Annotated in this window: 21 protein-coding genes; 11 read left to right on the top strand and 10 right to left on the bottom strand. The window is 58.8% G+C overall.

The window, feature by feature from the left end:
• Positions 1-1,299: 1,299 nt before the first annotated feature.
• Together EOS_RS14365 and EOS_RS14360 are read left to right on the top strand one after the other, a co-directional pair.
• A complete protein-coding gene (locus EOS_RS14365) occupies positions 1,300-2,346 on the top strand; it encodes a DUF3466 family protein (protein WP_047847371.1) in 1,047 nt (348 codons plus the stop codon).
• A gap of 362 nt (positions 2,347-2,708) precedes the next feature.
• Positions 2,709-3,155, top strand: coding sequence for an SRPBCC family protein (locus EOS_RS14360; RefSeq protein ID WP_047847321.1), 447 nt, complete (start codon positions 2,709-2,711; stop codon positions 3,153-3,155).
• 282 nt (positions 3,156-3,437) lie between these two features.
• On the opposite strand, the gene EOS_RS14355 is transcribed toward EOS_RS14360, so the two are convergent.
• Complete coding sequence (locus EOS_RS14355; RefSeq protein ID WP_047847320.1) at positions 3,438-3,785, bottom strand: hypothetical protein; 348 nt, start codon at positions 3,783-3,785, stop codon at positions 3,438-3,440.
• Between the two features lie 346 nt (positions 3,786-4,131).
• On the bottom strand, positions 4,132-4,455 hold the full coding sequence (locus EOS_RS14350) for a hypothetical protein (protein ID WP_200908643.1): 324 nt from the start codon (positions 4,453-4,455) through the stop codon (positions 4,132-4,134).
• A gap of 362 nt (positions 4,456-4,817) precedes the next feature.
• Here EOS_RS14350 and EOS_RS14345 point away from each other — a divergent pair, with 362 nt between their 5' ends.
• Complete coding sequence (locus EOS_RS14345) at positions 4,818-5,072, top strand: hypothetical protein (protein WP_047847319.1); 255 nt, start codon at positions 4,818-4,820, stop codon at positions 5,070-5,072.
• 247 nt (positions 5,073-5,319) lie between these two features.
• Here EOS_RS14345 and EOS_RS14340 read toward each other — a convergent pair whose 3' ends face one another.
• Entirely contained in the window at positions 5,320-6,216 is an 897-nt protein-coding gene (locus EOS_RS14340; RefSeq protein ID WP_047847318.1) for a LysR family transcriptional regulator, read from the bottom strand.
• 94 nt (positions 6,217-6,310) lie between these two features.
• On the opposite strand from EOS_RS14340, the gene EOS_RS14335 reads away from it, so the two are divergent.
• The 3 genes from EOS_RS14335 to leuD are packed head-to-tail and all read left to right on the top strand — an operon-like array spanning position 6,311 to position 9,226.
• The gene (locus tag EOS_RS14335) at positions 6,311-7,189 is read left to right on the top strand and encodes an alpha/beta fold hydrolase (protein ID WP_047847317.1); all 879 of its coding nucleotides are present in this window, start codon (positions 6,311-6,313) and stop codon (positions 7,187-7,189) included.
• A 5-nt stretch (positions 7,190-7,194) separates the two neighbouring features.
• Positions 7,195-8,613: a 3-isopropylmalate dehydratase large subunit gene (gene leuC, locus EOS_RS14330; RefSeq protein ID WP_047847316.1), complete on the top strand. Its 1,419-nt coding sequence runs from the start codon at positions 7,195-7,197 to the stop codon at positions 8,611-8,613.
• Positions 8,606-9,226, top strand: coding sequence for a 3-isopropylmalate dehydratase small subunit (gene leuD / locus EOS_RS14325; RefSeq protein ID WP_047847315.1), 621 nt, complete (start codon positions 8,606-8,608; stop codon positions 9,224-9,226). Before leuC ends, leuD begins: the two co-directional genes overlap by 8 nt.
• A 40-nt stretch (positions 9,227-9,266) precedes the next feature.
• Here leuD and EOS_RS14320 read toward each other — a convergent pair whose 3' ends face one another.
• Complete coding sequence (locus EOS_RS14320; RefSeq protein WP_053063878.1) at positions 9,267-10,157, bottom strand: MlaA family lipoprotein; 891 nt, start codon at positions 10,155-10,157, stop codon at positions 9,267-9,269.
• A 41-nt stretch (positions 10,158-10,198) separates the two neighbouring features.
• On the bottom strand, positions 10,199-12,823 hold the full coding sequence (gene hpnN / locus EOS_RS14315) for a hopanoid transporter HpnN (protein WP_047847314.1): 2,625 nt from the start codon (positions 12,821-12,823) through the stop codon (positions 10,199-10,201).
• Positions 12,824-13,055: 232 nt separating this feature from the next.
• Between hpnN and EOS_RS14310 the strand changes: the two genes are divergently transcribed.
• Together EOS_RS14310 and EOS_RS14305 are read left to right on the top strand one after the other, a co-directional pair.
• The gene (locus EOS_RS14310) at positions 13,056-13,304 is read left to right on the top strand and encodes an AbrB/MazE/SpoVT family DNA-binding domain-containing protein (protein WP_047847313.1); all 249 of its coding nucleotides are present in this window, start codon (positions 13,056-13,058) and stop codon (positions 13,302-13,304) included.
• Positions 13,298-13,618 (top strand): type II toxin-antitoxin system PemK/MazF family toxin, encoded by a 321-nt coding sequence (locus EOS_RS14305; protein WP_047847312.1) that lies wholly within the window; start codon positions 13,298-13,300, stop codon positions 13,616-13,618. Before EOS_RS14310 ends, EOS_RS14305 begins: the two co-directional genes overlap by 7 nt.
• Before the next feature lie 11 nt (positions 13,619-13,629).
• On the opposite strand, the gene EOS_RS14300 is transcribed toward EOS_RS14305, so the two are convergent.
• Positions 13,630-14,313 (bottom strand): Fe2+-dependent dioxygenase, encoded by a 684-nt coding sequence (locus EOS_RS14300; protein ID WP_047847311.1) that lies wholly within the window; start codon positions 14,311-14,313, stop codon positions 13,630-13,632.
• Positions 14,314-14,377: 64 nt separating this feature from the next.
• The gene (locus tag EOS_RS14295; protein WP_047847310.1) at positions 14,378-16,603 is read right to left on the bottom strand and encodes a TonB-dependent receptor; all 2,226 of its coding nucleotides are present in this window, start codon (positions 16,601-16,603) and stop codon (positions 14,378-14,380) included.
• A gap of 545 nt (positions 16,604-17,148) precedes the next feature.
• On the opposite strand from EOS_RS14295, the gene EOS_RS14290 reads away from it, so the two are divergent.
• From EOS_RS14290 to EOS_RS14280, 3 genes are all read left to right on the top strand, one after another.
• A complete protein-coding gene (locus EOS_RS14290; RefSeq protein WP_047847309.1) occupies positions 17,149-17,775 on the top strand; it encodes an MlaC/ttg2D family ABC transporter substrate-binding protein in 627 nt (208 codons plus the stop codon).
• A gap of 202 nt (positions 17,776-17,977) precedes the next feature.
• On the top strand, positions 17,978-18,214 hold the full coding sequence (locus tag EOS_RS14285; RefSeq protein ID WP_047847308.1) for a type II toxin-antitoxin system Phd/YefM family antitoxin: 237 nt from the start codon (positions 17,978-17,980) through the stop codon (positions 18,212-18,214).
• Positions 18,211-18,606 carry a type II toxin-antitoxin system VapC family toxin gene (locus EOS_RS14280; RefSeq protein ID WP_047847307.1) on the top strand — a complete coding sequence of 132 codons (396 nt, stop codon included), beginning with the start codon at positions 18,211-18,213 and terminating at the stop codon, positions 18,604-18,606. The genes EOS_RS14285 and EOS_RS14280 overlap by 4 nt, the downstream gene beginning before the upstream one ends.
• A gap of 83 nt (positions 18,607-18,689) precedes the next feature.
• Here the strand turns inward: EOS_RS14280 and EOS_RS14275 are convergent, their stop codons facing one another.
• From EOS_RS14275 to ispH, 3 genes are all read right to left on the bottom strand, one after another.
• Positions 18,690-18,923, bottom strand: a complete 234-nt coding sequence (locus EOS_RS14275) for a hypothetical protein (RefSeq protein ID WP_152693122.1) — start codon at positions 18,921-18,923, stop codon at positions 18,690-18,692.
• Between the two features lie 207 nt (positions 18,924-19,130).
• Positions 19,131-20,288, bottom strand: coding sequence for an adenosyl-hopene transferase HpnH (hpnH, locus tag EOS_RS14270; RefSeq protein ID WP_047847368.1), 1,158 nt, complete (start codon positions 20,286-20,288; stop codon positions 19,131-19,133).
• A 13-nt stretch (positions 20,289-20,301) separates the two neighbouring features.
• Complete coding sequence (gene ispH / locus EOS_RS14265) at positions 20,302-21,270, bottom strand: 4-hydroxy-3-methylbut-2-enyl diphosphate reductase (RefSeq protein WP_047847305.1); 969 nt, start codon at positions 21,268-21,270, stop codon at positions 20,302-20,304.
• Positions 21,271-21,282: the final 12 nt, after the last annotated feature.

Raw genomic sequence — 21,282 nt, 5'->3', positions numbered from 1 at the left:
AACAAGTGCGAAGCCGACTGCATATGCCGAATACATCTCCGGTCCAACCATTCTTTTGCGTTCTTTCGCAATCCTTCGCATCGAATCGCATAAATATGCATTGTTTCGCATTCGAGACCGAAAAATTGAAATAGCGCAGTGAACCGAACTGGAAACTCGTAAGATATTTCGGAAACTTCTCGTGCGTTGTCGAAACGAGCCTTGAAACAAGAAATCAAATCTGTTGAGGCGATACCGGACGATGCCATCGTAACCAGCGGAAAGCCGCTATTTTTACGGGCTTTCCGGGGTTTTAGTGCTCGTTGATGCCGGTCTATACCAGACGCGGGATCACTCCCACTCGATTGTCAATTGCGGGGCGGAACCCTAGTGGAGACGGCGTTTTCGCCCGGCCATGTGGCGCGGATACCGTCAACGATACCGAAGTTCTTGCCGGCACTCAATGGCTTTTGTGGGACCGCATGGGAGCATTCACGCCCGCTTTAACCCGAAAGGGAGAACCGGTATTTCTGGAAGGTGGTTAATGCACAGAATACCTTCGAAAGGAATAGCAACGTGATGTCACTTCCTTTGTACATCATCAGAACGGACGCGCCATACCAGCCCGCGCCGCATTCCCTACGTGGCGCGACGTGCCGCCGTCCTTCGCGCATTCGACGTAAGAGGTCCAGTGAGTCGAGCGCTCGAACCCGAGCTATCGTTTAACCCACCATCAAGCAAAGGCAAGTCATCACAATTTTGCAGTGTCACTAATCTGCCTCATTATTTAATAAGTTGAAGAAAACATTCCTTAGACTAGACTGGTCGATAGCTTCTATCTGCACACATTTTATAATTTCCAATGGGGGAGCGGATTATGGGCGATCTTGTCGTCGATCACGGTGATCCATGGTGCGAGGTATATGCGCTTTCCGACGCAGGCCAGCGCAATTTATCCCGATACAGATGCGCCGGATGGCACATATACTGGATTTTTTTATTTACAAAAACTCGACTTTCTATCGACCTCCACCTACATTGAGACGCAAGGTGTACCGCTTTGTGCCGCACATGAATCGAAGTCGTGCGGACGTCCATGTCGATATTGGTGCATGTCGTAATCCGACTCTGGACGGCGAACCATCACACGGGACTTGGCGTTACGCCGCTTATTAGGCAGCTGGGTAGCAGTTTCCTCGGCACGACTGCAGTCTGGGCCCGTCCACGATTCTCAGGTGGTCCTTGTCAAAACGCATTCGGCACGCCTGCGGTCAGGTCGCCGATTGTGATCCATGTCATGTCTCAGGAAAGGTGATCATCATGCAATCCACGTGCAATCTAATTAGCAATACGAACTACGTTCGGCGCGTCCTGATCGTTTTCACCCTGGTCACGGTCGCCGCATTCCAGCCCGCCTCAGGCCAAAGTCTCGTCATCAGGGATCTCGGCATGCTCCCCGGCGGTAACAGCAGCCAAGCTGTCGGGATCAATGAGCGCGGCCAAGTGGTCGGTTACTCGTTCGACGCACGCGGGGATCAGCACGCTTCTCTGTTTGAAAACGGAGTGGTGACCGACCTGCACACACTCCCCGGTGGCGATACGCTTTCCGCCGCTTACTGGATTAACAATCGCGGCCAAGCGGCCGGTTACTCGTTCAACTCGAGCGGGTACCCGCGCGCCACTCTGTTCGAAAAGGGGCAGGTGATCGACCTGGGGACGCTCCCCGGCGGCGACAACAGTGCCGCTAGCGCAATCAACGATCGCGGCCAGGTGATCGGTTGGTCGTTCGACGCAAGTCGGGCGTCGCAAGCCTTTCTGTTTGAAAACGGGGTGATGACCAACCTGGGCACGCTCCCCGGTGGCTACTACAGCTCCGCGTACGGGATCAACGATCGCGGCCAAGTGGTCGGCTGGTCCACTGCAAGCGACAACAACGAGCACGCTTTTCTGTTTGAAAAAGGGGGGATGACCGACCTGGGCACGCTCCCCGGCGGCAACAGCAGTGCCGCTTACGGGATCAACAATCGCGGCCAGGTAGTCGGCTCGTCGACTACCGCAGGCGGGGATCAGCACGCCTTTCTGTTTGAAAAAGGGATAATGACCGACCTAGGCACGCTCCCCGGTGGCAACAAGAGTGCCGCTTACGGGATCAACGAGCGCGGCCAGGTGGTCGGCTCGTCGAACACCGCAAGCGGGTGGCAGCAGCATGCCTTTCTGTTTGAAAAAGGGGTGATGACCGACTTGGGCACGCTCCCCGGTGACAACCAAAGTATCGCTCAGGGGATCAACAATCGCGGTCAGGTCGCGGGTTACTCCGCGCCGGATTCCTCTGTGTGGCACGCCGTCCTTTGGACACGAGAAAGATGACTGCCGACCTCTAGCGGTCGACAAAAATTGTTGAAACTGCGGGACCAGCCATAGCGCCGGGTGCGCGATGGCGCCAGTTCGATTACACGGGTTCGACGCTAGCAAGATTAACGGAGCACGAGTTGACAGCGGGATCACAACCGCGCAGATTGTTGTCGATTGCGATATTGAACAGCGCGATATCGCGGACCGCATTCGACGAACGCTGAAATGGCAGTCACTCAAACTTGAAGGAAGCATCGGTAGCGGGTGAAACTTATCGGCGCCTATGGGTTTTCCCTGGTCTCAACCTATGTCGATACCAGCGTCGCCGAATCGTCGTAGGGGTATGTCCAACTTCTCCACTGAAAGGCGCTCACACCATGACTAACGGAACTGTCCGTCTCCATTGCGTCTTGCGCGCTACGCCCGAACGCATCTATCGAGCCTTCCTCGAGCCCGATGCGATAGCGAAGTGGCTCCCTCCCTACGGGTTCACCTGTCAGGTCCACCACATGGATGCCCACGTTGGTGGCACCTACAAGATGTCCTTCCGTAACTTCGGCACCGGCAGCAGCCACTCGTTCGGTGGCGAGTACGTCGAACTGGTGCCGTTCGAGAAGATCCGCTACTCGGATCGATTCGACAACCCGAACCTGCCCGGCCAGATGCACGCGACCATTTCATTGCAGCAGGTGTCCTGCGGAACCGAGCTCACCATCGTGCAGGAGGGGATACCCGAGGTCATTCCTGTGGAGATGTGCTACCTCGGCTGGCAGGAGTCGCTTGTTCAGTTGGCAAAGTTGATCGAGCCCGAGATCCCGGACTGACTACGCCGGCACAGGCGTGCACTCCATTGCTCGAGGCAGCCAGCGGTCAGCTTTGGGTCGCAAGTACGCATCCGCGTGTAGTGAACCCTGACGTTCGCGGCTATCGATGTGCGAAGGTCAGGAAAGCGACCTGTAGCCGTCTCACCAACGTCAATAGCCGAATGTCGGCAATGGCCGAAAAGGGGCCGTTCACCTAAAGTCTGTACAACTGTTTTACGGCGTGAGTCCGGCAGATTGGAACCAATCAGCCAAGAACCGCCCACACGCTCACCTCACATATAGTCAACTATCCCCAAACGGATTCCCTTTCTTGGTCGCTGGCGTTTGCGTCTTTGTCGCCAGATGGTTCTGCAACCAGAACATCGCTTTGTTCAATCCAAGCGTGTGCCAGTCCTGGCCTATTTCGCAGATGAATACTCGATCATCGGCTGCTGTCGCACGCGAAAACGAACCTGCCAATTCCTTGGCATCGCGATCCGTGTTCAGCACCAGGAACGCGCCCATTTGATGCAGGTGCAGGAACTCGTAGTCGTCACCTGACACTTGCGCCGCGATGTCTTTGATCTGTGCGTGCTGCTGTGTCGGAGTACCGATAAATATGCTGACCAGATACGTCACTTTCTTGTTCATGTGCTTCCGCCGTACCGTAGTTGAATGGATTAAGAACTTTGATTGTCACACAACGGGATGCTGCCCCTCGCCGAGACGCTAAGCGAACATCGGCGAGAAAGAGGCTCATGAAGGCACAACCGCAGTTCGAGCGGCGCAACAACTTACCAAGCAGGGCCCAACCCGCCGTCAGATTCAGCTTCATCGCCCGTCGCAACGTGTTGGAAAACGGGCGTGGTCCACGTCCGCAGCTTGACGAGCAAGACGCCAAACCGAGCCAACCATAAACCCCAAAACGAAAAAACCGGCGAGCCGCCCACGCTCGCCAGTCCATCCATCCCCACCGAATCATCACGTCACCCCGATGCTATTTGCCATGCCCCGCGTCCAACGGCTTATGCCGCTCCGCTCCCGACCCAGGAAAGAACGTATCCCAAACCGCTCTAACCCCTTCTGCCGCCGTCGCCTCAGCATTGATGTTCTCCACACCATCCACCTTACTTGGATCGGCGCAAAGGCCTCGCCAGTGCGTGAAGACGAGCATCGGTTTTTCGGTCCATCCATCTGCGCCGAACTTCGCGAACGCCGTGTCGCCGCTCGTGAGTTGCACCTCGTACCACCCGTCGCGCGTCGGCGTGTAGTCGCTCAACGGAAACCATGCAGTCGATTCGAGTTTCACAAGCGCCCCCATAGGTCATTAGGACATCGCTGTCGATAAAGCGATTCCGCATACCGCATGCCTGACATCGTGGGTAAAGCGCTTAACCACCACGCATTAACCGTTCACCGCTTCAACGACCATGCGCCACCCCACGCATCACATCAAATTGACATAGTTAGTCTGTATAAGAAGCGCTCCAACCCGGTGCATGTATCGAATAAATGAAGTGCTCGCCACATCGGAACGGCCCAAACCGTCCCAACAAACCCTGAATCGCACAAATCCCGTTGATTCTTGGTTTTTGTTTATTGATAATGCCTAAACACAAAGACGTACCAGATCGACTGGTGCGCTGAGAGAGTAGTGAGTCGTCCACATGAGGGGGATCAGACATGCAATACGCTGAGATCGCTTACGAGAACGTCGTGTTGATTCCGCTGGCCGCGTACGACGATGGAATGTATGCAGCCATGCTTATCGTCAGGGAGATCGATGGCTTGCAGCGCGCGACGGGCGTGCTGGGGCATTTTCCGTGTCCTGTCGATGCACGTAAGTTTGCCCTCGCGCATGGTATGGCGGAGATAGACCAGCGCCGCCATGCACCGCAACAGCGAGTAATGCAGCAGTCTTTCGATAAGGCCGCATAAACCCGCGCATTCCAAGCCGAAGCGAAAGCCAAAGCCGCTTGAATCAATCCGCATAAGCGTCGATAAAATGCGCCCGCAGAAAAGCGGGCGTATTTCGCATTGCGTCGGCTAATTCGCTATACAACAAGCGATGCAAACCATCGCCTTAAATCAATTAATTAAACGCTGCCTTTTTCTGCCTAATCGATAGCCGCACCGAATAGCTCGATTCCCGAATTTCATAATCCGTCGTCGCGCGAGGAGCCGCCTAACCCGCCCCCGCACGAAGCTCCTCCCCCAAAAACTCCACGAACGTCCGCAGCTTCGCCGACAACTGATGCCGCTCTAAATAAACCGCGTGGATATCGGCATTCGGCAGCGCCCAATCGTTCAACAGCACGACAAGCTTCCCGCCCTGAACCAGCGCCTCGGTTTCCCATTGCGAGCGCACGGCAATGCCGCGTCCATCCAGCGCCCATTGCAGCACCGCGCTGCCGTCATTGCTGCTGAGCGGCCCGTCCACCTTGATCGTCTCCGCCTTCTTGCCGCGCGTGAAATTCCACGCCCCATAAGCAGATTCGTTTTCGCGCAGTACGAGACACGCGTGCCGCGTCAGGTCGTGCGGCGTGACGGGCAGCCCATGTTTCTCCACATACTCCGGCGATGCACAAACAATCCGCCGGTTCCTGAGCAGCAAACGCGCGTTGATGCGCGCGTCGGGAACATCGCCGAAACGGATGCCCAGGTCGAAACCTTCCTCCTGCAAATTCACCGGCCGGTCCGACAAGTGCAACTGGATCTTGATCGCCGGATATCGCTCGATGAACTTCGATACCGCTGGCGTTATCCGACTCCGCCCGAATCCAAACGATGCATTCACGCGCAGCAAACCCGTCGGCTCCGCCCGGCTTTTCGTGACGAGTTGCTCCAGTTCGGCGAGTTCATCGAGGATGCGCGAGCCGTTCGCCAGATACAGCTCGCCCTCGGGCGTGAGGCTGACGCGCCGCGTGGTGCGATTTAAAAGCCGCACGCCCAGCCGCCGTTCCAGTTGCGCCAGACGCTTGCTGATGGAAGGCGGCGTTACGCCGAGATCGCGCGCGGCCGCCGCCAGATTGCGATGCCGCGCGACCAGCGTGAACAGGTTGAGGTCCGAAAAACCGTCCATCCATTAGTTCCTGGAAGTTAAGTCTGGATTGCCTGAATAGAAACTGTATCGGCAAATGCATCAATTAAACTTCATAAAACTGCGGGAGACAACGATGTTCGATGGCTTCAAGGACGTATCGGCAAAGGTCGATAGCGTCAGGATCAAGGCGATAACAGGCGGCACTGGCCCCGCGTTATTGCTGCTGCATGGCCATCCTCAAACCCACGTGATCTGGCACAAGGTCGTGCCCACGCTGGCGAAACACTTCACGATTGTGGCCGCGGATTTGCGCGGTTACGGCGACAGCGACAAACCGCAAGGCCTCCCCGATCACAGCAACTATTCGAAGCGCCGCTTGGCACAAGATCAGGTCGACCTGATGCGCACGCTTGGTTATGAATCGTTCGCGGTGCTTGGTCATGATCGCGGCGGCCGGGTGGCGGTTCGCATGGCGCTGGATCATCCGAAGGTCGTGACGAAGCTGATCACACTGGATGTCGCGCCGACGCTCGCGATGTACGAGAAGACCTCGTTCGAATTCGCACGGGCTTACTGGCACTGGTTTTTCCTGGTCCGTCCCGCGCCGTTCCCCGAGACGCTGATCCGTGCCGACGCCGACCTGTACCTGAAGCAGACCATCGGCGCGCGTAGTGCGGGTTTGAAGCCGTTCACGCCGGCGGCGTACGCCGAATACTTGCGCTGCCTGCAACAGCCCGACACGGCGCATGGCATCTGCGAGGACTATCGCGCGAGCGTCACTATCGACCTGGAACATGACCGCGAATCGCTGGCGAAGGGCCAGAAGATCAAGTGCGATTTTCTCGCGCTGTGGGGCGCGGAAGGTGTGATCGAAAAGTGCTTCGATCCGATCGCCGAGTGGCGAAATTTCTCCGATAACGTCAGCGGCCACTCGCTGCCATGCGGTCACTACATTCCGGAAGAAGCGCCCGAGTTGTTGATCGAGTGCGCGCTGCCGTTTCTGCGGGCTTGAGCATCATGTCGAACCGAACTCTCTATCAAAAACTCGTTGAGTCGCACACGGTGACGTGTATCGACGATCAGAACGTGCTGCTCTATGTCGATCTCCATTTGATGAACGAGTACACGAGTCCGCAAGCGTTCAGCGGTCTCGCTGAGAAACATCGCCCGGTGCGCCGTCCGAAGCAGCAACTCGCTGTGGTGAGCCACATCATTCCTACGCATGCCGAATCGCCGCGTGTGATTCGTGATGCCGCATCACTGCTGCAAGCCGAGAATCTCGCGCGTAACTGCGACAAAGCGGGCATCCGGCTTTATGCCGCGAACGATCCGCTGCAGGGTATTGAGCACATCGTTGCGCCGGAACTAGGTTTGATCCGCCCCGGCATGGCCGTGCTTTGCGGCGATAGCCACACGACCACGTACGGCGCGTTGGGCGCGCTGGGGTTTGGTATCGGCACATCGGAGGTTGAACATGTGCTTGCCACGCAGACGCTGGTGTATCGCGTGGCGCGAACCATGCGTATCACCATCGATGGCGCGCTGCCTTATGGGACCGCATCGAAGGACGTGATTATCTGGATCATCAGCCGTATCGGCGCTCAGGGCGCGCGGGGTTATGCGGTGGAATTTAGAGGCCCGACCATCGCGTCGCTCTCGGCGGAAGCGCGCATGACCTTGTGCAACATGACCGTGGAAGCCGGCGCACGGGCGGCGTTGATCGCGCCGGACCAGACGACGTTCGACTACGTCCGCGCGCATGCCACATCGCTTGATGACGCCGCGTGGCAAAGCGCGCTCGCCGAATGGAGCCATTTGAAATCCGACGCCGACGCCATCTTCGACGCCGAATACACCTTCGACGCCCACGACATCGCGCCCTTCGTCACGTGGGGCACGAGCCCCGATCAAGCGATGCGAGTAGACGCACTCGTCCCCGATGCCACCACACAAGCCACGCCCGAGGCCGCCGCCGCATTGCGTCGAGCGCTCGATTACATCGGCCTCGAATCGAATCAGCCGATAGCAGGAACGCCGATCGACCGCGTGTTTATCGGCTCATGCACGAATGGGCGGATTGAGGATTTGCGCATCGTTGCGTCGATTGTGCGTGGACGCAAAGTCGCCAAAGGCGTACGCGCGATGGTCGTGCCGGGCTCGGGTTCGGTGCGTCGCCAAGCTGAAGCGGAAGGCATCGCGGAGACGCTAAAGAAAGCCGGTTTCGAATGGCGCGAGCCGGGTTGCTCGATGTGCCTCGCGATGAACGATGACTTTCTCGAAGCGGGCGAACGCTGTGCATCCACCACCAATCGCAATTTCGAAGGCCGGCAAGGACGCGGCGGCCGCACGCATCTGATGAGTCCCGCGATGGCAGCCGCTGCCGCGCTGACCGGCAAGATCACCGATGTCCGCACGTTGGAGACACATCATGACTAAAAAGCTGACCACGATTGAAGACAGCGCCGTGCCATTGCCGATCGAGAACCTCGATACCGATCAGATCATGCCGAAGCAGTTCCTTCGCATCATCGATAAAGCGGGTTTGAGCAAAGGCTTGCTCTACGACCTTCGCTTCGATGAACATGGCGAGCCGCTTGGCGGTAGCGTGCTGAATCAGCCCGCTTACGACGGCGCGCGCATCCTGATCGGCGGAGCAAATTTTGGCTGCGGATCGAGCAGAGAACATGCGGTATGGGGACTTCAGCAATACGGTTTCGATGCCGTCATTGCACCGAGCTTCGCTGAAATCTTCTACTCCAACGCAATGAACAATCGCCTGCTGCTCGTGCAACTCGAGCGTGAAGCGGTGGACGTGTTGCTGCGCGAATCGACGGATGATCCGGCGTCGAAGATTCTTATCGATTTAGAAGCGCAGACGGTTACCTCGACAACAAGCGGCCAGATTTTCAAGTTCCCGCTGGGTGCGCGGCACAAGCGCATGGTGATCGAAGGCATGGACACGATCGATCTCACCCTGACCTCGCTTGCCGATATCGAAGCCTTTGAAAAGCGCCACTTCGAGCGCCATCCCTGGGCCGCCGTGATGTAGCCCTGGCGATACGGCCGCACAGGCCGTATCGCGAGCAGTGTTACTTTGCAGCCGGCGCGGATGCCGGCTGAGCCGCGCCCGGATCGGCGTAGTTCGGCAAGCCTTGCGAACTGCTGCTGCCGCCCATGCCCGGCGTCTCCGGCGCAGCCGTCGCGCTCGCGCCAGTCGCTGGTGCCGCGGTCGGGCTGCTCTCATCGCCGTAATCCGGCAGTGCCGCGTTCGCCGCGCCCGTCAGCTGATACTGGCGGCGTTGCGTGTAGGCATCGCGGACGAACGCGTATTTATCCAGCGCGGCTTGCGACAGGATATCCGTCGCGCCGAGCAAATCGGCCCGTGCGCTGACGAAGCGCACGCCGAACAGCACCGCGTTGGCGCCCGTACTCAGATAGGTTCCCGGGTTGAGCGGGTAGCTGGCAATCCAGCTCGTCGAGTCGCGCACCGAACTCGGTCCCAGCAGCGGCAGCACCAGATACGGCCCCGCCGGCACGCCATAGTGGCCGAGCGTCAGCCCAAAATCCTGATCGTGCTTGGGCAGCCCCGCGGGCGTCGCCCAGTCGATCAACCCGCCAATACCGAACGTAGAGTTGAACGCGAAGCGCACCAGATCTTCAGTGGCATCGGTGATCTTCAACTGCAGCAGGTTGTTCGCGAAGTTGCCGATATCGCCAATGTTCGAAAAGAAATTGCTGATCGCCGTGCGCAGCGGGGTCGGCGTGATCTTCACGTAGCCGGTCGCAATCGGGTGGGCGACGTATTTATCGGCGGCGTCGTTGAACTTGAAGATCTCGCGGTTCATGGGTTCCAGCGGATCGTGCGGGTTACGATCAGGGCCGGTGGCACAACCGGACAGGGCGAAAGCGGCGGCGAGCATCACACCGCCGGTCAGCGCTCGCAAGTTGCGGGCGGCGCCAAGCGTTTTTGCCATCGTCATGAGTCGGTTTCCTTGGGGTCGTGCGTGAATAGTAGCTGCGTTTAAGGTGCGGTCTTAACGGTGTGGGCCGCCTTGCGCCGCACTCGGGGTTTTCCCATTAAAACCGGCTGAAAAACCACTGCGCCGATCAATGTAGTAAAAAGCGCCAGGACCAGAAGCCTGCCCATGCTCGACGTGCCTGGATGATGCGAAAACCACAAACTGCCGAACGCTGTCGCCGTGGTGGCGGCGCTGAACAACACGGCGTGCGTAAGGCTGGATTGCAGCAGGCCGGTTTGTCCCGAGCGCCACGCCATCACGAAATAGATCTTGAACGCCACGCCAATGCCCAGCATCAACGGCAACGCAATGATGTTCGCGAAGTTCAGCGGCATGTCGAACACAACGCACAGCTCCAGCGTGACAACCGTCGAGACGAGCAAAGGTATCAAAGTTCTTAAAACGTCGCCGACTCGACGCAAAGTCAGCCACAGCAGGATCGCGATGGCGATCAGCGACCACGCCGCCGCCTGCTGGAACGCCTTGATGATCGTATCGGCCGAATGCAGGATGGAAATCGGCCCGCCGATCGCGTCCGGCGCGGCTTTCTGCACGGCATGGGCGAAACGGGAGAGCAACTGGTCGTCGTCGCGATTCTTGCCTGCCAGCGCTTTGGGCGACACTTCGACGAGCGCGTGGCCGTCGGCGGCGAGGAAGTTGTCGGTTATCGATTTAGGCAGCGATGCCAGCGTGATCGGTGACGGTTGCAGCAGCGAACGCATCTGGCCCAGCGCGATGCGCAGCGGGTCGGACATGGCGTGCTCCGCGCGGTCGCGGGTGGCGACATCGGCCGAAGCGAGCTTTTTCAGCGTCGCTGCCAAATGACGCGCTTCGTTTTCGCCGGGGCCCGGGTGTTCATCGGCGGCGAGTTCCAACTGATTCGAGAGGCGCTTCAATGTGGCGACACGCACGGCGTCATTCGCGAGCGTGGCAACGCGCTGGTTCAACGCGGGCAGAAGCTGCGTTGCCGCGGCGGCGATCAAATCGAGCTTTTGCGGTTGATCGGCGGGAATGAGCGTCGATAAGGTCGTCGCGCGCTCCACTTCAGGCAATTTCATGAGTTTCGCCGCGATCTTGTCTGCTTCCTCGAGCGAAGGCGCGAGCACTTTCACATCGTTCACGGCCGCTTCGGGTGCGTCTTTCAACGAGAGCAGCGTGGCCATCGACTCCGTTTTCGGGTCCTTGAGATTCAGCGGATTGAAGTCGAAACGCAGGTGCGTCAGCAACGGCAGAGCGCCGATCACCACCACCAGCGTGCCGATAAGCACCGGCGTGCGATTGCGCGCGAGGTAATCGTCGACGGGCGCAAGCTTCGGAAATCCCGGCGAACCTGCTTCACCCGGCGGCGCGAACACTTTGATCAGCGCCGGGAACAAGGTCATGGTGGTGAAATAGGCGACCAGCATGCCGACGCCCGCGATCTGCCCGAGTTCGGAAACACCGCGATAAGCCGTCGGTAAAAACGAGAAAAAGCTCGCGGCGGTCGCGGCGGCGGCGAGCGTGAGCGGCACGCCGACGTGCCGCGCGGTGCTGACGAGCGCCACGTCCAGCCGGTCGTCCTTGAAGCGTTCCTCGCGATATCGCACGCCGAACTGGACGCCGAAATCCACGCCGAGCCCCACGAACAGCACCATGAACGCGATCGAAATCAGGTTCAGCGCGTGGACCATCAGGAGGCCGAGCGCGGCCGTGATCGCGAGGCCGACGAACAGCGTGATGAACACCGAGACGATCAACTTCCCCGAGCGCAGCGCGAGCCAGAGGATCGACAGCACGACGAGGAACGTCAAAATGCCGTTCAGCACGGCGCCGTCTTTCAGCGACGCGAATTCTTCATCGGAAAGCGGCTGTTCGCCGGTGAGCCGCACCACGGCCCCATATTTCTCCGATAACTTCAACTCAGCCGCTGTCGCGCGAATCGCGTTCGTTCCGCTCGCGCCGGGTTCGAGCGCGTTGTAATCGACCACCAGTTGCGCGGTCACGAACGCGCGCGCGGGCTGCGTGGCGGAGGTGTCGACGAGATTGCGCCACGAGAACACGGCGGGTTGATTGGCGACGACTTTATCCAGCACGACCGCGCTCTGGCCCAGCAGTTTCGACATCTGCCCGAGCGTCACCTGACCCATTTGCAGCGGCAGGTTGAGGCTGGTGTTGAGCGTGCCGGCAAGGCCGTTGAGCGTGGGATCGTGGGCCAGCGCATTGATCAGCGGGCGCGCTTGCGCGAGTTGCTGGGTGGTGTCGGCGACTTTATCGGTCGGGAGGTAGAGCAGGCCGTTGTGTTCGAAGAAGTCGCCGCCTGAGGGCTGGGACACGGCTGTGAAGTGGTCGGTGCGCTTGGCCAGCGCGGCGGCGAGCTCGTTGGCGGCGGCATCGGCGAATTCGGGCGCTTGTGCTTCCACCACTACGAGTACCGTCGATCCACGTTGTGGAAAGGCTTTGTCGATAGCCTGGCCGCGCGCCGCCCATTCGGGTTCCATCTCGATCAACTGGTTGATGTCGGTGCTGATCTTGAAGTGATGGACAACGTAATAGCTGCTCAGCACGGCGAGCAACAGCGACAAAACGATGACCCAGCCGGGTCGGCGGATCGATAACGTGACGAGACGGGCGATGAGAGGCGTGAGCATGAAGACGAATGCCTCGGAGGGCGTGTTCTGGTGGTTTGCAGAGTGGACAACGTGCCCTGGGGCGACGCGTGAGTATACCGGGCGCGGGGAGGTGGCTACAGATGGGGGATTCAGGGGGGGTGCTCGCTGGAACGATATGCGAGGATCAATCGAACATTTAATGACAAATTGTACTAACATTGTATGACCGCACAGATCCCTTTCGGATTAACATTGTCATTACGGTGAAGCGATGAAAACAACGATTCGCAGGATGGGTAATTCGCAAGGCGTGTTGATTCCGAAACCCATCCTGGCCCAACTTGGGCTGGAGGACGAAGTGGAGATGGAAGTGGAAAACGACGCAATTGTTTTAAGAAAACCGCAGAAAAAGGCGCGCCAAGGATGGTCCGAAGCAAGCAAGGCAATTGCAGAAGCCGGCGACGACGGACTGGTGATGGGCGAGTTTCCGAATGCGGATGATGCGGAGCTTTCGTGGTAATGCGGGGAGAGGTCTGGCTGATTAACCTCGACCCCACCGTTGGCGGCGAAATCCAGAAGACCCGGCCATGCGTGGTGATATCGCCACCTGAGTTGCACGACCACTTGCGCACGGTGATCGTTGCGCCAATGACGACTAAAAGCCGGCCGGCGCCTTACCGCATATCCGTTTTGTTCAGTCAAAAGAAGGGGCTGATCTTGCTCGATCAAATCCGCACGATCGACAAGACTCGCCTGGTCAAGAAGCTCGGCGCTATTCCGGCTAATACGTTATCCGTCACATTGCGGACGCTGCAGGAAGTCTTCGCAGACTAAAAATCCAACGCTTAAGTCTCGCTCCAAAGCCTCAGCAGATTGTGATAACACCCCACGAGCGTGCGTCTGGCGGCATCGTCGGCATTCTGTGCGTTGAGCCTTTGAATCGCGTTGTCCATATCGAATAGCAGGCTGCGGCGCGTGTCGTCGCGAACCAGGCTTTGCGCCCAAAAGAAACTCGACACCCGCATTCCCCGCGTCACCGGCCGGACTTCGTGCAGGCTCGTCGCCGGATAAACAATCGCGTGCCCCGCCGGCAACTTCACTTCCTGCACGCCGTAGGTATCCTCGATCACCAGCTCGCCGCCGTCATAATCCTCTGGCGGCGTGAGAAACAGCGTGATCGATACATCCGTGCGTACGCGCGTGCCATGTCCCGGTACGAGGCGGATCGCGCCATCCACATGACTGCCGAAGTGCATCCCGCCTTCGTAGCGGTTGAACAGTGGTGGATAAACCCGGTTGGGCAGCACGGAACTGATGAACAATGGATGCCGCTCGAGCGCACCGATAATGACATCACCCAGTTCAAGCGCAATCGGCGCTTCCTGGGCAATCTGCTGGTTGCGTTTGACCGGCGCGCCCTGATAGCCGGCCGTCGCGCGACCGTCCACCCAAGCGTCCGAAACATCTAGCCGATGGCGCATGGCCGCGGCGTCTTCAGGGCTGAGGACGTTGGGTATCGAGAGGATCATGTTTTTATCCAGCTAGCGTGAGCCGCGCGAAACTCATTGCGCGGCTCACGTGTCCCGCAGTTGATCAATAGAAGCGGTAGTTTAGCGTTGCAAGGAACGTCCGGCCGTAACCCGGCACCGCGCGCCCGCCATCCGACGGGATCAGCGCATCGTAGTAATGCTTGTTGGTCAGGTTCTGCACGTTGAACTGGATGTCGTAATGTTTCTGGTGATACGCGGCCATCGCGTCCCAACGCGTGTACGCGGGCACCTGCACTAAGTCGTTGCTGGCCGCATAACGCGCCGATGTGTAAACCGGGCCGCCGCCAAAGGTCCATTGCGGCGTGACATCATAAGTTATCCACAACGTGATCATGTTGCGCGGCGTGTTCGCGAGCGTCTTGCCGTTGGTGTTGTCCAGCGCCTTCACCACCTTGCCGTCCATGTACGTATAGCCGCCAAAAACCTGCCACTTGTTAGTGATATGACCAGCCAGCCCGAGTTGATAACCTCGTACGCGCACATCTCCGTCGAGCGTATAGCTACCGTCCGCCTGGAGCGTCCGGGCATTGGTTTTATCGATGTTGAACAGCGACTGCGTCACCGACAATCCGCCGCCGAGCAGATCCCACTTCGTGCCGATTTCATACGAGCGATTCGATTCCGGCGGCGTGTTCTGCTGGTTGTTCGTCAGCGTCAGCGCTTCCAGAGACGGATTGAACGACGTGCCGTACGAAACGTAGTACGAGTGCCAATCGGTCGGCTGGAAAATGATCCCGCCTCGCACGCTGGTGAAGTAGTTGGTCTGCGTGGCGTACGAAGGCAGGTTGATGGTGTTCTTGATCGATGCTTCGTACCTGTCCCAGCGCAAGCCGCCCACTACCTTCCAGTACTGGCCGATGGACACCGTATCGTTGGCATAGATGCCAATGCCGTTCGCGCTCGATTCCGCGAGGTTGGTCGCCACGACTTTGGTACTCGACGGACGCGTGGTGTATTGCGGATTGAGCAGGGGCACGATCGCAAGCGTGTTCGACGGCAAGCCCGCCGCTGTCGCGGTGAACGACTGGTTGCTGTATGTCTCGTGGCTCAGGTCAATGCCTGCTATCACCTCGTGCTTGAGCGGGCCCGTGTTGAACTTGTAGTCGATATCGGTCGTGTTGTAGACCGAGTGATCATTGATGTTGCGGTCCTTGCCCTGCAACTTCACATACAGCGATGACAGCGGCAACGAGGTGTAATTGCCGTTGGCCAACGCCGTCGACGTCCCCAACGGCCCGGTCAGCACGGCCGCCGCGTTGGTCGCGGTCGCTTCCGTGCTGTAGTGGCTGAACTGCGTCTGGTTGCGCAGCGTGAGGTTGTCGTTGAAACGATGCTGGATGCGCGCCGAGAACGTCTGCACGTCCTGGATCGTGCGGTCACCTTCAAAGCCGTAGAACTGGTTCTTGCTCACCGGCACCGGCGCGCCGTTCACAGGGGGAATGCCGTAGTCCGGCTGGTCGCGGTTGTGCTGGATGAGAGCGGAGAGCGTGACTTCCGTCGGCGTGCCGATGCCGAAGCGCACGGTCGGCGCGAAGCCGTAGTCCTTGTTTTTCATCACGTCGCGCGTGGAGCCGAGATCCTGGCCGAACGCGTTGAGCCGCACGGCGGAGGTGCTGGAGAGCGGCTGGTTGATGTCGAAACTGGTGCGATAGCGGTCGCTCGTGCCGACCATAGCCGACACCGACGCGTGCGCTTTCAGCTCAGCCTGTTTGCTCACCTGGTTGATCACGCCGCCCGTGGAGCCGCGGCCGAAATACAGCGATGACGGGCCGTACAGCACATCGATGGATTCCAGGTCGAACGTGTCCCGATAGTACTGTCCGCGATCACGGAAGCCATCGAGATAGATATCCGTACGAGCGGAGAAACCGCGCAAGTTGATGTTGTTGCCAATCTGGCCGCCTTCCGCCGCGCCAATGGTGACACCGGGGACGTTGCGAAGGGCATCGGAGAAAGAAGTCGCTGCCTGCGAGTCCAGCACGGCTTTTGGGACCACAACGGCGGCCTGGGGAATATCGCGCAACGCTGTTGGCACCTTGGCGCCTACGCTGGATTTTTCGGGCTGGAAATCGGTGGCGGTGTCGGCCTGGCCGGACACATGCACGGCGGGCAAGGTGGCGTTTTCGGCGGGTGTCGCGGTTTGGTCTGTTCGAGCGGTTCGATCGGTCTTGCTGACCGGCGCAGCCTGCGCGTGGGCATAAAGCGGCGCGGCAGCGGGAGCCGCCACCACGGTCATGATCGCCGCGGCCAGCGGTGTCTTCCTCAACATGTGTTTCCCCGAGTACTAATGGTCGATGACCGGCACCTTCGTGCGCTGCCGGTCAATGGCTTCCGCGAATGCCCGCGGCGGCGTGAGTGGCTGGCGAACGGCGGAGCCGAAGCAGTAATTGCATCGTCGCGATGGACAGGTGCCGCTCCTTTATTTGTTAAATGCGAATCAATATCATTACACAGGTAATAATTGTTTTCAATACGGATGCGCGGACTTTCCAGGAGGCTGACGTACGAAGTGCGAACTCGCGATACGCAGACGCTCGAACGCTTGTTGGAAAGCGGGCCGAGTCCGCAGGTGTGAGAGCAGGGGACTTTTCGCGGCCGCGGTCGTGGACCAGTAGAATCGATGCGTGCTGCCTGTGTGCTGCCTGTGTGCTGCCTGTGTGCTGCCTTCGACCGGCTCCCGCGTCAGTCGCACGCCGATGATCGTTGGAGTTCGCTGAACTGTCGCGGGAGACGCGGGTCGATATACTTACGGCGTTTTTAGCCAACCCGGCGCTTCGCGCTGCACGCCACCCTCCATTACTCGATAACGGTCGTATGAAACGCTATTTACCTGTCCGCATTGTTCTGCTCGCTCTGGCCTTCTCGGCGGCGCTGTTTTCCAGCACGTCGTTTGCCCAGACGAGTCCTGATGCCGTCGTTAAAGGCGCAGTGGAAGGAACTGTCAGTGCGATGAAGGCTGATCCTGCGGCGCGTGGCGGTGACATGACCAAGATCACGCAACTGGTGCAGACGCGTTTCGTACCGGCCACGGATTTTCAGCGCACCACGCGGATTGCCGTCGGCAAGGCATGGAGCACGGCGACGCCGGAGCAGCAGAAGCAGCTCTACGATCAATTCCAGACGCTGCTGGTGCGCACCTACGCGTCGTCGCTGGCGCAATTACGCGATGAAGACGTCAAGTTCAAATTCGACGTCCCGACACTCGATGCCGGCGCGAAAGACGCCGTCGTGCAATCGCATGTGTACTCCACGGGTGGTGACAATCCGGTGCGTTATCGACTGGAAAAGACGCCGGACGGTTGGAAGATCTACGACATCGACATGATGGGCGCGTGGCTGATCCAGGTGTATCAGACACAGTTCGCGGGACAGTTGTCGAAGGGTGGCGTGGATGGCCTGATCAAGTTCTTGACCGCACACAACGCGCGGACGGCGGAGTGACAATTAGCGGAGTTGGGACCGGGATTCGCTCACATAGCGTGGATTGGCCCCCTTGGTCATCGTGTAGCAGCAGGACAAAAAGGCGCATCTGGCGGCAAGCCGGGAGCGCCTTTTTTTGCGCGGTAATTGTCAACGCCCGCCCATTGACAAAACATCCCTCTGTCCGCCAATATGACTATAGACATATGACTAGGGGCACAAGATGCCAAATCGGCAAGTATCGAAATCCGAATTCAAGGCGAAAGCGCTTGAATTCTTTCGGCAGGTCGAGTCTTCAGGGGAAAGTTTGATCGTGACCGACCATGGCCGGCCAACGCTGGAGTTGCGGCCGTATCGTGCCGATGCGAGGGACCCGCTCGATCTTTTGCGTGGATCGCTATTGCGTTACGACAATCCGACGGACCCTGTTGGGGAAGACGATTGGGAGGCAGTGCAGTGATCGTTCTGGATACACACACGCTGATTTGGTGGGTAACCAACGATGCTGCACTGAGCAAGAAGGCCAAGACTGCAATCGAACGTGAACGAGCCGGGGGCGAAATCATTGTTTCGGCGATCTCCGCTTGGGAAATCGCGATGCTCGTAGAGCGTGAAACGATAGCGTTCTCAATGGACATGGAAAACTGGCTAGCGACCGTGCAGCAGATTCCGGGCGTGAGGTTTGCTCCGGTCGACGTCGATGTTTCCCTGAAATCCGTCCAACTACCGGGCGAGTTCCACAAAGACCCTGCAGATCGGCTGATCGTAGCGACGGCCCGGAAATTTGCCGCGCCGCTCGTGACGAAAGATCTCAAGATAAGGGCTTACGCCCACGTTAAAACAATCTGGTGAGCTAGGTTGCGAACGGGTAGACGCGGCCGTACCTTATAACTTTATGCGCACCAAGTTCACCCCTACACACTCACCCCCGCACCTCAACACTCCGACACAAGCACCATCGCCTTCGACGAAACGCTCTTCGCCGACATCAGCGCTTTCTCTCTTACCGCGGTCATGTTCTCGGTCTCGCTGGAATACCTGAACGACGCTGGCAGCAGTCGATAATCCGCTGCCACCTGCGCGGCCTTTGTCTCGCTAAAACCCGTTTTGTGCAGCATTTTTGCCAGCAGTGAGTAGTCGTCCAGATCGGCTTTGCCGAGATTGATCATTACGCTGAATTCAGCTATTGCTTCCTGCTTGTTTGCTTTGAAAACACGCGATGCTACACGGGCGCGCCACTTCCGCATCTTGAAATACAAAACGGGCGGATAACGCCGCTCTTCGCGACCTCATCCACCCGTTCCTTTTGCCGCATGCAATTGGCTGGAGTGATCAGCCGAAGCTAAACCGACCAGCCAATTGCAAAGTGCTCAAACTCAAGCCGCAGCTGTCGTTGTCTGCTTGCCGCCCTTGTTGTTCTTCGCGCGGCCGATTTCTTCCAGCTTGATCTCGACGTGCTTCGAGAACACGAATTCCGCCGGGCGTTGATTGTCGACCGGCAGGTCCTTCGCATAAGCACCTTCGGTACGCGGACCACGCAACGCGACACCCAGCGCCTTCAGCGGATGCGAAACCGTATCCATTACGGCAGTGGCTTCGAAGCCGCAATGCACCATGCAGTCCGCGCATTTCTCGTACTTGCCCGTGCCGTACTTGTCCCACTCGGTGGTTTCCATCAATTCCTTGAAGGTCTTCACATACCCTTCGCCGAGCAGATAACACGGACGCTGCCAGCCGAACACAGTGCGTGCCGGGTTGCCCCACGGCGTGCATTCGTACGTCTGGTTACCGGCCAGGAAGTCGAGGAACATGCTCGACTGGCTGAACGACCACTTCTTGCCGTTATCGCCGCGCTTGAAGATGTCGCGGAACAATTGCTTCGTCTTCTCGCGGTTCAGGAAGTGCTGCTGGTCCGGCGCGCGTTCATACGCATAACCCGGCGACACCGTGATGCCGTCCACGCCCATGGGTCCGAGCGTGTCGAAGAAATTCGCCACGCGCTCAGGATCGGCGTCGTTGAACAGCGTGCAGTTGATGTTCACGCGGAAACCGCGGCGCTTCGCTTCCTTGATGGCCGCAACAGCCTTGTCGTACACGCCGTCTTGCGAGACCGAATGGTCGTGCGCCTGCTTGTCGCCGTCGAGGTGAACCGACCAGACGAAATACGGATTCGGCTGGTAGTCGTCCATCTTCTTTTCCATCAGCAGCGCGTTCGTGCAGAGGTAGACGAACTTCTTGCGCGCGATGATGCCCTTCACGATCTGCGGCATTTCCTTGTGCAGCAGCGGTTCGCCGCCAGCGATGGACACCACCGGTGCACCGCATTCATCGACGGCGGCGAGGCAGTCTTCCATCGAGATGCGCTGATTGAGAATGGGATCCGGGTAATCGATCTTGCCGCAGCCGTTACACGCCAGGTTGCAGCGGAACAGCGGCTCCAACATCAGCGCGAGCGGATAACGCTTGTTGCGCATGAAATGCTGGCGCGCGATGTACGCGCCAACCCGGACTTTTTGCAGCATCGGAATAGACAATTGCGTGTGCTCCTTAATCTTCGCGAAGGGCGCCGGCGGATGCCGTTGCCGCGGCAAGCGGCTTCGTCAGCTTCGCGGGGAGTTTGAATTCAACTTTTTCTTCGCGGCCGGACATTGTCGTGACTTCAACGGGGCCCAGCGCGCGCAGTGCATCAATAACGTGTTTGACCATTTCTTCCGGCGCCGATGCGCCGGCCGTAATCCCGACGGCCTGCGCAGCCGAAAACCATTCGGCTTTCACTTCCGAGCCATCTGCCACGAGGTAGCTCGGCACGCCGGTTTCGGCGCCGATCTCGCACAGGCGATTCGAATTCGAACTATTCGTTGCGCCGACCACGAGCAACACGTCGACTTGTTTGCTCAGCTCGCGCACCGCAGCCTGGCGGTTTTGCGTGGCATAGCAGATATCACGCGTGTCCGGGCCGACGATGTCCGTGAAACGGCGATGCAACGCGTCAATAATGTCGCGCGTATCGTCCACCGACAACGTGGTCTGCGTGACATACGCGACGGGCGCATCGACGGGCAGCGCGAGCGTTGCCACTTCAGCTTCGCTTTGCACCAGCACCACCGTGCCGGGAATCTGGCCAATGGTCCCTTCCACTTCCGGATGCCCCGCGTGACCGATCAGGATCAGCGTGCGGCCCTGCGCGACATATTGCCGGCCCTGCACGTGCACCTTCGTGACTAGCGGACACGTGGCGTCGAGCACATCCAGACCGCGTGCCTCGGCGTCGGCTTCCACTGTTTGCGCTACGCCGTGCGCGCTGAAAATAGCGACAGCGCCATGCGGCACTTCATCGAGTTCTTCGACGAAACGCGCGCCCTTGCTACGCAGGTTGTCGACGACATGCCGATTGTGAACGATCTCATGACGCACGTACACCGGCGCGCCATGTCGTTCAAGAGCGCGATCGACAATCTCGATCGCGCGGACCACACCCGCACAAAAGCCGCGGGGTTGAGCAAGGATAATACGCATATTCGGGCGAAC

The organism is Caballeronia mineralivorans PML1(12) (assembly GCF_001028175.1).
In the GTDB taxonomy this organism is placed as follows: domain Bacteria; phylum Pseudomonadota; class Gammaproteobacteria; order Burkholderiales; family Burkholderiaceae; genus Caballeronia; species Caballeronia mineralivorans.
The sequence above is the reverse complement of the archived record's forward strand: the minus strand, read 5'-3'. Positions and strand labels throughout refer to the sequence as shown.

Coding starts and splice junctions, on each gene's coding strand:
- hpnN (WP_047847314.1), bottom strand. CDS start 12,823: ATGCTCACGCCTCTCATCGCCCGTCTCGTCACGTTATCGATCCGCCGA.
- EOS_RS14345 (WP_047847319.1), top strand. CDS start 4,818: ATGCAATACGCTGAGATCGCTTACGAGAACGTCGTGTTGATTCCGCTG.
- EOS_RS14310 (WP_047847313.1), top strand. CDS start 13,056: ATGAAAACAACGATTCGCAGGATGGGTAATTCGCAAGGCGTGTTGATT.
- EOS_RS14300 (WP_047847311.1), bottom strand. CDS start 14,313: ATGATCCTCTCGATACCCAACGTCCTCAGCCCTGAAGACGCCGCGGCC.
- EOS_RS14295 (WP_047847310.1), bottom strand. CDS start 16,603: ATGTTGAGGAAGACACCGCTGGCCGCGGCGATCATGACCGTGGTGGCG.
- EOS_RS14290 (WP_047847309.1), top strand. CDS start 17,149: ATGAAACGCTATTTACCTGTCCGCATTGTTCTGCTCGCTCTGGCCTTC.
- EOS_RS14275 (WP_152693122.1), bottom strand. CDS start 18,923: ATGATCAATCTCGGCAAAGCCGATCTGGACGACTACTCACTGCTGGCA.
- leuD (WP_047847315.1), top strand. CDS start 8,606: ATGACTAAAAAGCTGACCACGATTGAAGACAGCGCCGTGCCATTGCCG.
- EOS_RS14365 (WP_047847371.1), top strand. CDS start 1,300: ATGCAATCCACGTGCAATCTAATTAGCAATACGAACTACGTTCGGCGC.
- leuC (WP_047847316.1), top strand. CDS start 7,195: ATGTCGAACCGAACTCTCTATCAAAAACTCGTTGAGTCGCACACGGTG.
- EOS_RS14360 (WP_047847321.1), top strand. CDS start 2,709: ATGACTAACGGAACTGTCCGTCTCCATTGCGTCTTGCGCGCTACGCCC.
- EOS_RS14340 (WP_047847318.1), bottom strand. CDS start 6,216: ATGGACGGTTTTTCGGACCTCAACCTGTTCACGCTGGTCGCGCGGCAT.
- EOS_RS14335 (WP_047847317.1), top strand. CDS start 6,311: ATGTTCGATGGCTTCAAGGACGTATCGGCAAAGGTCGATAGCGTCAGG.
- EOS_RS14320 (WP_053063878.1), bottom strand. CDS start 10,157: ATGACGATGGCAAAAACGCTTGGCGCCGCCCGCAACTTGCGAGCGCTG.
- EOS_RS14285 (WP_047847308.1), top strand. CDS start 17,978: ATGCCAAATCGGCAAGTATCGAAATCCGAATTCAAGGCGAAAGCGCTT.
- EOS_RS14350 (WP_200908643.1), bottom strand. CDS start 4,455: ATGGGGGCGCTTGTGAAACTCGAATCGACTGCATGGTTTCCGTTGAGC.
- ispH (WP_047847305.1), bottom strand. CDS start 21,270: ATGCGTATTATCCTTGCTCAACCCCGCGGCTTTTGTGCGGGTGTGGTC.
- EOS_RS14355 (WP_047847320.1), bottom strand. CDS start 3,785: ATGAACAAGAAAGTGACGTATCTGGTCAGCATATTTATCGGTACTCCG.